This window comes from Pseudomonas sp. MYb185 (genome assembly GCF_002979975.1).
Taxonomy (GTDB): Bacteria; Pseudomonadota; Gammaproteobacteria; order Pseudomonadales; family Pseudomonadaceae; genus Halopseudomonas.
Map to the genome: position 1 here is coordinate 51,914 of NZ_PCQD01000013.1, position 12,066 is coordinate 63,979.

At 60.5% G+C, this 12,066-nt stretch carries 15 protein-coding genes; 13 read left to right on the forward strand and 2 right to left on the reverse strand.

The features are described 5' to 3' along the window. The first annotated feature begins 99 nt into the window (after positions 1-99). The 13 genes from CQ007_RS19230 (at position 100) to CQ007_RS16535 (ending at position 11,255) form a co-directional block, all read left to right on the forward strand. Positions 100-1,377 carry a TonB-dependent siderophore receptor gene (locus CQ007_RS19230; RefSeq protein WP_256582319.1) on the forward strand — a complete coding sequence of 426 codons (1,278 nt, stop codon included), beginning with the start codon at positions 100-102 and terminating at the stop codon, positions 1,375-1,377. Continuing rightward, positions 1,341-2,231: a TonB-dependent siderophore receptor gene (locus tag CQ007_RS19235; protein WP_256582320.1), complete on the forward strand. Its 891-nt coding sequence runs from the start codon at positions 1,341-1,343 to the stop codon at positions 2,229-2,231. The genes CQ007_RS19230 and CQ007_RS19235 overlap by 37 nt, the downstream gene beginning before the upstream one ends. Further along, complete coding sequence (locus CQ007_RS16490; protein ID WP_105646928.1) at positions 2,231-2,542, forward strand: DUF3649 domain-containing protein; 312 nt, start codon at positions 2,231-2,233, stop codon at positions 2,540-2,542. The genes CQ007_RS19235 and CQ007_RS16490 overlap by 1 nt, the downstream gene beginning before the upstream one ends. Continuing rightward, positions 2,539-4,068, forward strand: a complete 1,530-nt coding sequence (locus CQ007_RS16495; RefSeq protein ID WP_105646929.1) for a PepSY domain-containing protein — start codon at positions 2,539-2,541, stop codon at positions 4,066-4,068. The genes CQ007_RS16490 and CQ007_RS16495 overlap by 4 nt, the downstream gene beginning before the upstream one ends. Continuing rightward, positions 4,065-4,352 (forward strand): DUF3325 domain-containing protein, encoded by a 288-nt coding sequence (locus CQ007_RS16500; RefSeq protein ID WP_105646930.1) that lies wholly within the window; start codon positions 4,065-4,067, stop codon positions 4,350-4,352. Before CQ007_RS16495 ends, CQ007_RS16500 begins: the two co-directional genes overlap by 4 nt. 192 nt (positions 4,353-4,544) lie before the next feature. Continuing rightward, positions 4,545-4,718, forward strand: coding sequence for a hypothetical protein (locus tag CQ007_RS18965; protein ID WP_158256788.1), 174 nt, complete (start codon positions 4,545-4,547; stop codon positions 4,716-4,718). Between the two features lie 238 nt (positions 4,719-4,956). Next, entirely contained in the window at positions 4,957-5,616 is a 660-nt protein-coding gene (locus CQ007_RS16505; RefSeq protein ID WP_105646931.1) for a MarC family NAAT transporter, read from the forward strand. 66 nt (positions 5,617-5,682) lie between these two features. After that, the gene (locus tag CQ007_RS16510) at positions 5,683-6,606 is read left to right on the forward strand and encodes a 5'-nucleotidase (RefSeq protein WP_105646932.1); all 924 of its coding nucleotides are present in this window, start codon (positions 5,683-5,685) and stop codon (positions 6,604-6,606) included. 116 nt (positions 6,607-6,722) lie between these two features. Next, positions 6,723-7,430 carry a 7-cyano-7-deazaguanine synthase QueC gene (queC, locus tag CQ007_RS16515; RefSeq protein ID WP_105646933.1) on the forward strand — a complete coding sequence of 236 codons (708 nt, stop codon included), beginning with the start codon at positions 6,723-6,725 and terminating at the stop codon, positions 7,428-7,430. After that, positions 7,418-7,774, forward strand: a complete 357-nt coding sequence (gene queD / locus CQ007_RS19100) for a 6-carboxytetrahydropterin synthase QueD (protein WP_105646934.1) — start codon at positions 7,418-7,420, stop codon at positions 7,772-7,774. Before queC ends, queD begins: the two co-directional genes overlap by 13 nt. Next, the gene (queE, locus tag CQ007_RS16525) at positions 7,771-8,487 is read left to right on the forward strand and encodes a 7-carboxy-7-deazaguanine synthase QueE (RefSeq protein ID WP_105646935.1); all 717 of its coding nucleotides are present in this window, start codon (positions 7,771-7,773) and stop codon (positions 8,485-8,487) included. The genes queD and queE overlap by 4 nt, the downstream gene beginning before the upstream one ends. Before the next feature lie 97 nt (positions 8,488-8,584). Further along, on the forward strand, positions 8,585-9,226 hold the full coding sequence (locus CQ007_RS16530) for a c-type cytochrome (protein ID WP_105646936.1): 642 nt from the start codon (positions 8,585-8,587) through the stop codon (positions 9,224-9,226). A 166-nt stretch (positions 9,227-9,392) separates the two neighbouring features. Next, positions 9,393-11,255: a carboxylesterase/lipase family protein gene (locus tag CQ007_RS16535; RefSeq protein ID WP_105646937.1), complete on the forward strand. Its 1,863-nt coding sequence runs from the start codon at positions 9,393-9,395 to the stop codon at positions 11,253-11,255. Between the two features lie 95 nt (positions 11,256-11,350). Here CQ007_RS16535 and CQ007_RS16540 read toward each other — a convergent pair whose 3' ends face one another. Both CQ007_RS16540 and CQ007_RS16545 read right to left on the reverse strand, forming a co-directional pair. After that, positions 11,351-11,638 carry a putative quinol monooxygenase gene (locus CQ007_RS16540; protein WP_105646938.1) on the reverse strand — a complete coding sequence of 96 codons (288 nt, stop codon included), beginning with the start codon at positions 11,636-11,638 and terminating at the stop codon, positions 11,351-11,353. A gap of 82 nt (positions 11,639-11,720) precedes the next feature. Then, the gene (locus CQ007_RS16545; protein WP_105646939.1) at positions 11,721-12,062 is read right to left on the reverse strand and encodes a n-acetylglutamate synthase; all 342 of its coding nucleotides are present in this window, start codon (positions 12,060-12,062) and stop codon (positions 11,721-11,723) included. Positions 12,063-12,066: the final 4 nt, after the last annotated feature.

The following is a 12,066-nucleotide window of genomic DNA, read 5'->3' on the forward strand; positions in this document are numbered from 1 at the left end:
GTCGAGAACCCCTGCGCCATTTCGTGATGTACGGCCAAATGCAATTATTGCTATAGATAATCACTAGCATTAGCATTCATAAAACAAAGGACAACCTGAATGCACAATTCCCAACGCGATGCTCACCTCCCTCTTCCTATACCCCTGCGCGCCAGCCTGGCGATCATCGGCTGTCTGTCAGCCCTCCCGGTATTCGCTCAGTCATCGGCTGTCGAGCTACCGGACGATGTGATCGTCGGTAGTGAGGTGGAGTCGCCCGAGGGTCCCGTCCAGGGCTACACTGCGACGCGCTCAGCCACCGCCACCAAGACCGACACGGCCATCACCGAAACGCCAAGGTCGATCAGTATCGTCACCGCTGACCGCATGCGGGACCAGGGCGTGCAGACGGTACAGGATGCCCTGCGGTATGTTGCCGGCGTGCGCGGCGAGGCTTACGGGCTGGATGCCCGGGGTGACGCGGCGCTGGTCCGCGGCAGCATGCCGGCCTTGTTCCTGGATGGCCTGCAGCAGGCCTTTGGCAGCTATACCAACACCCGCCCCGACCCATTTGCTCTGGAACGTATCGAAGTCCTCAAGGGCCCCGCCTCGATGCTCTACGGCCAGAGCCCGGTGGGCGGGCTGGTGAACATGGTGAGCAAGCGCCCTCTGGCTACCCAACAGACCGAGCTGCAGCTGCAGTACGGCAGCCACGATCGCAAGCAGATCGCCATCGACAGCACCGGTCCGCTGACCGCGGATGGCAATTGGCTGTATCGCATCGTGGCCATCGCCCGCGACAGCGGCACCCAGGTCGATCATGTCGACGATGACCGCCTGCTGCTGATGCCCTCGATCACCTGGCAGCCGACCGACAACTTCCAGTGGACCCTGCTCGCCAACATCCAGCGGGATGACAGCGGCTCCACATCGCAGTTCCTGCCCCACACCGGCACCCTGCTCGGTGCCCCCTATGGACGCTTCGATACCGATCTGTTCGTCAGCGAACCGGGCTTCGATGAATACAACACCGAGCAGTTGGCCCTGACTTCCATGCTGACCTGGCGCCCGAACGATACCTGGACCCTGCGCCAGAACCTGCGCTATCAGGAAAGCGAGGTCAGCTATCAGCAGATCTATGGCTGGCCACCGGTACTGGCAGCGGACAATCGCACACTCGACCGGATCTATTACGTAGCCAAGCCCAAGGTGGACGTCTGGATCGCCGATCAGAATGGCCAGGCCCAGTTCGATACCGGCTCACTCCAGCACACCCTGCTGGTCGGTGCCGACTACCAGCACGCCGTGACCAACCGCGACCAGGCCGGCGCCCGGCCACGCCGCTGGACCTGTACAACCCGGTGTACGGCACCTTCGATCCATCCATCATCAGCCTGACCGCCGACCCGGAGCAGACCGTGGCCCAGCGCGGCCTGTACCTGCAGGACCAGATCCGCTATCAGCGTTGGCTGTTGACCCTGGGCCTGCGCAAGGACTGGGCCGACAACCGCACCGAAGGCGGCACCCGGCAGAAGGACGACGCCGTCACCAGCCATGTTGGGCTGACCTATCTGCTGGATAATGGCCTGGCGCCCTATATCAGCTACAGCGAATCCTTCCAGCCGGTCATCGGCTTGAATGCCCTGACCAACCAGCCCTACAAGCCGATGGAAGGCGAGCAATGGGAGCTCGGTATCAAGTATCAACCCCCGGCCAGCCGCAGCCTGTATACCGCCGCGCTATTCGATCTGCGCGAGCAGAACCGCCGCATGCCGGACCCGGAGAATCCGATCAACACCATCCAGACTGGCGAAACCAGGGCCCAGGGCGTCGAGCTGGAAGCCCTGGCTACCCTGTCCCCCAACTGGGATCTGATCGCCACCTACACCTACACGGACACCGAGGTGGTAGAAGGCTCCGCAGCTGAAGAAGGTCACCGTCTGGCAAGCACACCGGAACACATGGCCTCGCTGTGGAGCCAGCATCGCTTCGCACTGTTCGGCATACCCGGCTTCAGCGTCGGCGCTGGCGTGCGTTACGTCGGTGCCAGCTGGGACGGCACCGACAGCCTGAAAACACCCTCGACCACGCTGTTCGATGCCATGCTCGGCTACAGTCGGCAGAACTGGACACTCGCCCTCAATGCCACCAACCTCGAGGACGAAACCTACTACACCACCTGCCTGGCACGGGGCGACTGCTTTATCGGCAATCGCCGAACCCTGGTCGGCTCGCTCAGCTATACGTTCTGATGGCAGCTCCAGCCCTGTACCGCCTGTTCAGATCCAGGTCCGCGGAGCTGGTCAGCCGCAGCATCGCCGCGCTGTTCGGCGGCTACCTGCTGGCCTTCGGCTTTACCGCCTTCTTCAGCGTCTATCTGCCGTTTTCCCGCCCCAACCGCGTGGTCACGGCCAGTCTGCTGTGCTTCGCTGTCTGGGTTGCTGCTGCCATCTATGCCTTCGCCGCGCGTAGCCCGACACGTGCCTGGCTAGTGCTGGTCATCACCACTGCCGTCGCCTATTCGGCCGCCTATCTCCCCACTGAATGGAGATTGCGTCCATGAAACTGCGCCAAGCCATGACCGGCCTGCATACCTGGGGCGGGCTGCTGCCCAGCTGGCTGTTGTTCGTCATCATCTTCACCGGCACCCTGGCCTGCTTCGACAAGGAACTGGAACGCTGGATGCGCCCGGCATTGCATGTCCCGGCCAGCGAAACGGTCATGAGCACGGACGCCATCAGCACCTGGCTGGGCGACAACATCAGCGCACCATTGCATGCCTACTGGATGCATGGGCCTACGGATCGCGCACCCTACTGGCAACTCGGCTGGGAGGAAGACGCCACCGGCGTACGCGGCAAGGCCGCATTCGACCCAGCCAACGGTCAGCGCCTGGCCGACACCCTGGGCGGCGAGTTCTTCTTCACCCTGCACTACAACCTGCATGCCGGTCAGCTCGGCATGTATATCGTCGGCCTTGCCGGCATGTTCATGCTGACGGCGCTGGTCTCCGGCATCATCATCCACCGGCGGATATTCAAGGACTTCTTCACCCTGAGGCCCAATGCCAACGGCCAACGTGCCTGGCTGGACGCCCACAACCTGTTCGGTGTCATCGGCCTGCCCTTTCACCTGGTACTGGCCTACACCGGCGTCGCGGTGTTCGTCGCCTCCTATATGCCCGCCGGCGCCCTGGTGGCCTACAACGGCGACCCGATGGCTTTCTATTCCGAGGTCCAGGGAGGCTACCACCGCAACGAACTGCACCAACCACCTGGCACACCGGTATCCATCGACGGGCTGATCGAGGATGCACGACAGCACTGGCAAACCAGCGATATCGGCTGGGTCATCGTCGAACACCCACACGACGCCTCTTCGATCGTCAGCGTTCGCCGCCTGGATCCATCCCGTATCGGCTCGCCCCAGGATGCACTGAGTTACGACGCCTTCACCGGTGAACTGCTCAACCAACAGCAGGCACCCAGCGCCTACCGTGCGTATATCTGGCTGGTCGGCCTGCATATGGCCCAGTTTGGCGGGCAGATCGTCCGCGTGTTGTACGGCTTGCTGGGGTTGGCCGGCTGCATGATGCTGGTCGCCGGCAATAACGTCTGGCTACGCAAGCGCGCCAAGCGCCAGAGCCCCGGCCTGACCCTGGTGCGAGCGCTGAATACCGCCGTGTTCTTCGGTCTTCCCATCGCCTCCCTCGCCCTGCTCTGGGGCAATCGGTTTATCCCCAGTGAGCTGACGTCCCGGACCACCGCGGAAGCGTGGAGCTTCGCCGGGGCCTGGCTGCTGGTCACCCTCTTTGCCCTTCTCACCCATCGCCAGCCAACGCGCCAGACCAGGACACTGTTCGCCGTGCTGGGCCTGCTTGGCCTCGGACTCCCGTTGGTCAACTATCTGACCACGACGGATGGGCACCTGCTGGCGACCATCAACCACGCCCCCATGCTGGCCGCAGTGGACCTGGTAATGCTGCTGACTGGCGGCCTTTGCAGCTGGAGAGCGGTCAAGGCATCTTCGCCAACGGCTGACAAAGGGATCGCGGGCGGGCAAGACGTCGACCAGGAGTTGGCCGGATGAGCCTGATCACCTTTGCGTTGGCCTGTACCGGTATGCTTGCCCTGTGCCTGGCCATGACCCGGCATTACCGCGACCTGTTCAACACCCACCCAGCTCCCAGCCGACGCGCCTCCCTGCGTCTGTTCGGCAGCGTCTTGCTGGCGGGATGTACTGCCGGGAATATGGCAACCCAGGGCATGGCGATCGGAGGGGTGGTCGCCATCGGTCAGATCATGCTCGCAGGGTTGGTAGCGGGGCTGGGACTGGCCTGGAAAATGGCACGGCAGCCAGGCGCCCCACGCTAGCGCCGGACAGAATCCTGGCGCTTTTTCCGCCCCTCTCCCCTCCTGCCACCGACCGCCACCATACCGTTCATCAACCTGGTGCACTACCTACCCCAAACGGACGAGGCCGGGTCTGGAATACTCGCCTACTCTCCGAACCAATGGATAGATCCGGCATGGCGCCAAATAAAACCCGAAAAAAAGGGGCCAACCATGAAAGTAAAAAGATGGCCGTTCTGGCCAGTGTTCGCCATGGGCATGTTGATTGCCCTGGTAGCCGCAGTGGAAGTGCATAGCGCAACCGGAAGTCGGGTCACGCAGTGTTCTCCCCCTTCGCCGATGTGTGGTGCGCCGACGGTCACCATCAGCAGGTTGTTCATTCCCTGAGCCGCCGGTCCACAGGCTGTCAGGTAAGAGCCTTGCTGTCAGACAGCAAGGCTTAGCTGCCGGGACACCCCGAACCGGTCAGTGATGCCTGCCGTAACGCTATTCATCACTTTGCAGCCCTTGTACCCCCTCGGAGCAAGCGCACCCGGTATGTCGTACCGCCAGGACGCGAGCCTGCGCTGGCGACAGCTTGTACAATCCCTTTTCGCCGGATACTCATTTGTTAAGGGAATGCTCCATGCAACTTGCCATAGCCGCCATCATCGCCCTGCTGCCGATCATCAACCCGTTCAGCACCGCTCCCATGTTTCTCGCCATTACCGAGGGTGATACCGAAGCCGAGCGCCGGGAGCAGGCACGCAAGGCCGTGATCTACATGGTGTGCATTCTGGTGGCATTCCTGGTGGGCGGCAGCTTCATCATGACCTTCTTTGGCCTGTCACTACCGGGACTGCGGATCGCCGGCGGCATCCTGGTCGCAGGCGTGGGCATGCGCATGCTCTACCCCAAGGACAACGGCGTGCAGACCAAGGCCGAGCATCTGGAATCCAAGCGCAAGCGGGATGTATCCTTCACCCCGCTGGCCATGCCCAGCCTGGCCGGCCCCGGGGCCATTTCGGTGACCATCGGTCTGACCTCCCTGGCCAAGGGCTGGCTGGACTTCGTCTCCATCATCATTGGCATCCTGGCGGTGGCGGCGATCGTCTACCTCACCCTGCGCCTGTCCACCCGCCTGGTGAAGATCCTCGGCGTCAACGGTCTGCATGCCATGACCAAGATCATGGGCTTTCTGATCCTGTGCGTCGGGGTACAGTTCATCGTCAACGGCGTGATCGACGTGGCCTCCAGCCCGGAGCTGGTGCATGGCATTCTGCGGGTTCTTGAAGAGGCGCGTTAAGTCGCTGCGAAGGCCGAATCGGTTACCATGGCCTTCGATGAAAGCAGGCCAGGGAAGAGAGAGTTCATGTCGTACCCCATAGAGCAGAAGTTGGTAATCGCAGTAGCCTCAAGCGCACTCTTCGACCTCTCTGAATCCGACCAGGTATTCCGTGAAGAGGGAGAAAAGGCCTACCGGGAGTATCAACAGGAGCATCTGCGTACACCTCTGGCAAAAGGCGTAGCCTTCCCGTTTGTCCGCCGCTTCCTGAGCATCAATCGTAACTTTCCGGAAAAGTGCCCGGTGGAGGTGGTTCTGTTATCCCGGAACTCGGCCATAACCGGCAAACGCGTATTCAATTCCATCGCGCATCACGGGCTCGACATCAGCCGCGCTGCCTTCCTCGAAGGCAAGTCACCCTATTCCTACATCCCGGCCTTCAATGCCTCGCTGTTCCTGAGTGCCAACGAAGCAGATGTCTCCCAGGCCATCGACTATGGGCACCCGGCGGGTACGGTGCTGCCCAGTCATGTGGTGGATGACGAGGATGATGTCGAGCTGCGCATCGCCTTCGACTTTGACGGCGTGATCGCCGATGATGCCTCAGAGAGAGTTTACAAGGCAGGGTCGTTAGCCGAATTTCAGGCGCATGAGACGATCCACTCGCACACTCCACATACACCAGGCCCCCTGGCCGATCTTTTCCGCAAACTGTCGCATCTTCAGCGCCTGGAAGATCAGGCAGTGGAAGCGGACCCGAACTATCATCGTGTATTGCGCACCGCCATTGTCACGGCACGCAATGCGCCTTCACATGAGCGCGTGATAACCACGCTGGAGCACTGGGGCGTGAACGCAAACGAGGTCTTCTTTCTTGGCGGCATGAAGAAAGACCGGATTCTGACGGTACTCAAGCCCCACATGTTTTTTGATGACCAACGCTCACATCTGGAATCGGAAGCTGGTGATATCCCCATGGTGCATATTCCGTTTGGGGTAGCGAACCTTTAGGAACGCGCAATTCTCCACCACTCCTGAAGTCAATTACGGTGGACAAGACGGAACCGGCCGTTACAATGGCCCCGCTCTACCCGGTCGCAGCCTACCCGGACAAAACAAGGACACCTATGAACGCTTTACTGATCTGCTCCGGCGGATTCGACTCCGTGACCCTGGCCTACCGGCTGGCGGCGGAGCAGTCCCTCGGCACCCTGCTGACCTTCGACTACGGTCAGCGCCACCGCAAGGAAATCGATGCAGCCCGCCAGTGCGCTGAGCGGCTCGCAGTGCCTCACCTGGTCATGGACATCGGTCATATCGGTCGCCAGCTGTCTGGCTCGGCCCTGACTGACGACATCGCCGTGCCCCACGGGCACTACAGCGAAGAGAACATGAAGGTGACGGTGGTGCCCAACCGCAACGCCATCATGCTCACCATTGCCTTCGGCGTGGCTGCTGCCCGCAATCTCGATACCGTGGCTCTGGCGGTGCATGGCGGCGATCACTTCATCTATCCCGACTGCCGCCCTGACTTCATCCGCCTGTTCGGCGAGATGCAAGCCAAAGCGCTGGAAGGCGTAGCCGAGGTGGCGCTGCTGGCTCCCTACGTCAACACGGACAAGACCGAGATCGCCCGGGACGCGGCGCGCTTTGCAGTGCCGGTGGCTGACACCTGGTCCTGCTACGAGGGCGGCGATCTGCACTGCGGCCGCTGCGGTACCTGCGTGGAGCGCATCGAAGCCATGGCCCTGGCCGGGGTGGCCGATCCCACGTCCTATAAAGATACGCAGTACTGGCGCGAAGCGGTGGCGAGGGTGACCCCATGTACACGATAAGAAAAGAGTTTCACTTTTCCGCCTCCCACCAGCTCAAGCAGATGCCCGATGGGCATCCTTGCGCCCGCCTGCATGGCCACAACTACGTGGTGGTGCTCGAATTGCGGAGCGAGACCCTCGACCAGTACGGTTTCGTTCGTGACTACCTGGAACTCAAGGCGTTCAAGGAGTACATCGACACCGAGCTGGATCACCGCCACCTCAACGAGGTGCTGGGCGATGAATGCACCACCGCCGAGCGCCTGGCCCGACACCTGTACGACTGGGCCCGGGCTCGCTGGCCAGAAGTGAGCGCAGTGGCAGTATCGGAGACACCCAAGACCTGGGCGGAGTACCGGCCGTGATCGCCATCAGTGAGATCTTCGGCCCCACCATCCAGGGCGAAGGAGCGCTGATCGGCGTACCCACGGTCTTCGTGCGCACCGGTGGCTGCGACTTTCGCTGCAGTTGGTGCGATACGCTCTATGCCGTGGAGCCACGCTTCAAAGCCGACTGGCAAAGCATGACCGCAGAGGCGATCCTTTCCGAGGTGAACCGGCTGAGTGGCGGCGAGCCGATACTGGTGACACTTTCCGGCGGCAATCCGGCGCTGCAACCACTCGATGAACTGCTGCGGTCCGGCCACCAACAGGGCCACAGCTTTGCCATGGAAACCCAGGGCAGCCGGGCTCAGCCCTGGTTCGAACAGCTCGATCACCTGACGCTCAGTCCCAAGCCGCCTTCCTCGGGCATGCCCTTTCGCCGTGAGCGCCTGGAGGCCTGCCTGGCCGCCGCAGGGGCCGCCACCAAGGTCACTCTCAAGCTGGTGATCGCCGACGAAGCAGACTACCAATGGGCCAAAGCCCTGGCAGCCGACTACCCCCATTTGTCACTGTATCTGCAGCCCTGCAATCCCGCCCCGGCCACGCCCGAGCAACCGGAGCGGGAGACCGACATACAGGCACTGAACGCCCAGTTGCGCTGGTTGGTGGAGCGAATAACCGCTGACCGCTGGTACCGGCCGCGGATACTGCCGCAGCTGCATGTGCTGATCTGGAATAACGAACGGGGCGTGTAACACCTTAATCCTTCAACCTGCAATCTTCTTGATCTGCCTCAAGTCGCTGCTGGCGGCGGTGTTTATACTTTGCGCTTTTCTGACGGCAGGATGCCCCATGATTCGCACTATTTCCTTGAGCAGCCTGGTGTTGGTACTGGGGTTGGGCAGCGCATTCCTTGTGCACGCCGGCACCACAGACGACGCCATGCTTCAACTTGAAACCATCATGGCAGATGAAGGCAAGCGGCACGCCAGCTACGCTGCCGGGCACGAGCGCATTCGCTTCTGCGGTTACTGCCACGGCGAAGATGGCAACAGCAAGCGCGATTACATCCCCAACCTGGCGGCCCAGCATCCGCAGTATCTATTCGAGCAATTCGAGAAGTTCGGTGACGGTCGCCGTGACGACTACGTGATGTCAAAACTGGCAAAAGCGCTGTCACAGCAAGAGCGCATCGATATTGCCGTCTACTACAGTCAACAGACTGCCAACCCGCGCCCAGACGGCGACCCGGCTCTGGCTGCGGCGGGCGAGCCCCTGTATGAGCGTCACTGCTCATCCTGCCACGGTGCAAACGCTCAGGGTGTCAGGGACATGCCCCGGCTGGCCGGACAACCTGCACAGTATCTTGAACTCGCCCTGAAACGGTTCAAGGAAATGGACCCGCAGCAGAACAACTCGCCCATGATAGGGGTAGCCAGGATGCTGAGTGACAACGACATCGGCGCAGTAGCCACCTACCTGCAAGGCAGGTAGGTTCGAGCAACGCAAAATAGCCCATTAACCAGTCGCTATATATCCCTCGCTTATTTTGCGACATGAACAATCATTCGCATCTACGGTGATTTTGGCTCGTTGAAAGTGCCAAAAGGACTGTCTTGCCTTCCGTCCTCTGATAAAAATAATACTCAGGAGAAGCTCGATGTATAGTCGCGCAACTAGTAAGGCCCGCTCCACCTCACCGCAACGCCATCTTCTGGTGACCGCCCTTTCCCTGGCTGCTGGTTCATTATTGCTGGCCGGTTGCCTTGGTGGCGGAGGCGGTAGCTCCTCCAGCAAACCAGGCAATCGTGCGCAGTTAACCCTCACCAATGGCGAGGTTATCGGCCTGGCCACGGAGGATGTGCTGGCCTGGCATGGTATTCCCTACGCCCAGCCGCCTGTCGATGAGCTACGCTGGCGTGCACCGCTACCGCCGCAGGACTGGAGCGGCACGCTGGATGCCCGCGAGCGGGGCCCCGAATGCGTGCAGGCTGAAACCACCACCCAATGGCAGCGCACCTCGAACATGGTCGGTGACGAGGACTGCCTGACTGTCGATATCTATCGCCCCAACCGCGGCGACTTCCAGGATGAAGCATTGCCCGTCTACGTCTGGATTCATGGCGGCTCGAACAACTTCGGTACCGCCAAACAGTATGACGGCAGTGCTCTGGCCAAGCATTCGGACGTGATCGTCGTGGTCGTACAGTACCGTCTGGGCCCGCTGGGCTGGTTCTTCCACCCGGATGTGCAGACCGCTGGTGCCGACCCACTCTCCGACTCCGGCAACTTTGGCACCCTGGACACCATTCGCGCGCTGGAATGGGTGCAGGCCAATATCGCTGATTTCGGCGGTGATCCGGATAATGTCACCATCACCGGCGAATCCGCCGGCGCCCACAACGTACTCAACCTGATGGTCTCACCCGAAGCATCCGGGCTTTTCCATCGCGCCATGTCACAGAGTGGGTCGATGAATACCCGTAGCCCCTCCTCCGCACGCACCTCGACCAACAGCCATATCGAATGGTTGATCCGTCTGCTGGAAGACCGCAAGACCCCGGATTCCCCGATAACTGCCGATCAAGCCAGGCAGATGCGCGAAGACATGGAAGCCGCAGGCACACTGGGAGAATACCTGCGCGCGGCCGAAGGCAGGGATCTGTACCAGGCGGTCTTCAACTACAGTTCGCTCAGCGCCTATGGCGCCATCGAGGACGGCACGGTGATCCCTACCGGCGGCTGGATTCCCAGCTTTACCAGTGGTGATTTCAACAATGTGCCGCTGATCCTGGGCGCCAACGAGTACGAGCAGAAATCATTCATGCCGCTGTATGGCGCCGCCGTGAAAGGAGCGCTGCCTGACGTACCCTCGCCGCCAGACAAGACCTGGCTGGATCTGCTGGATGTCGCCTTTGAAGGCAACCAGACCCTGGACGATGTGCTGCCCACCCAGAAGGACAAGGATACTTACGAGATCACCGGTTATCACGGCGGCCGCGCCTGGCGAGCCAAATATGTGGATCAACTGGCCCGCCTGATCAGCGAGCACCAGCCAGCCACCTATGCCTATGATTTCCGCTGGGGCACCCAGTCCGGTCCTTTGCCCTTCAACTTTATCTATGGCGCGGGGCACGCAGCGGATATCTCGTTCTTCTTCGGCGCCGGCGAAGGCCTGTTCGAACTGCCCTTTACCGAGCAGAACGAACCAGGTCGAGTCGCCCTGCAGGAAGCGATGATGAACTACCTGGCGGATTTTGCCCGGGACGGTGACCCCAACGGCACCTACAGCGAGGCACAACCCGAATGGGCCAACTGGACGCCCGCATCCGGCCAAGACAAGGTAATTATCTTTGACGCCACCAATGCAGAGACGGATATCAGCATGTCTGCCGAGGAGCTGACCTTGGCCGAGGTCAATGCCGCCTGGGTCGCAGCACTTACCGCAGCGGACCTGACTCCGCAGGAGATAGCCACACTACCGGGGATCTTTGGCCAATCTGCGAACTATTCCACACCTTGAGGGCACTCATTAAAGGCAGGGCTTCCCCCGGCTGTGTGACAGCAGTTGGGGAAGCAAATGACTCAGGCACGATAACAGTCTCAAGTTCGCCTGACTTACTCGAATGGCTCCATCAGCAGAAAAGTTCCAGGTGACCTTTGGTGCTGATCTATCTGAGGCACCAACCGCTTGAAGTGCTCGGTGTCGCAATGCTCATCCAAAGCTGCCCGATCAGGCCACTCCTCCATGAAGATGAAGTGCCCAGGGTCTTTCTGGTTGATGAAAAGATCATAGGATACGCACAGTGGTTCTTCTTTGGTCTTTGCTACAAGCTCCCGATACAGAGGCATGACGTCATCGATACACTCCGGCTTGATGAAGTCCTGGGCAATTACTTTGAGCATGGGGTGCTAGGTCCGTTTTCAGCCTGACGCTGGAAACCAAAGGCACCCGTATACGGGCGCCGGCTGAAATGATCGTGAGAACTCACTCGATAATCTCCTCTATTTCCGAATGCCCAGAGGACTGGTCTCCTGTGAACCATTGCCAGCTCTCTTCAAGAAGAAGCTGACCACTGTCATCTTGACTGGGGGTTGAATGGCATTTTCCTGCCATTAACTCACCCGATACATTTTCATGGTGATATACGAAGGAAATACTGCCATCAGGGTGCACCTTGCCCTGCAGATGGCCACTCCGTATTTCACCTCCAGCATATTCTCCCCAAAGCCTGTCGTCATTTTGGTAGTAGGTAAAGACGGTGCCTTGACCAACCTCACCATTCCCTGTGTTTGACCTTCCACGAAATTTTCGGTTGTTGTAGTTCATTATT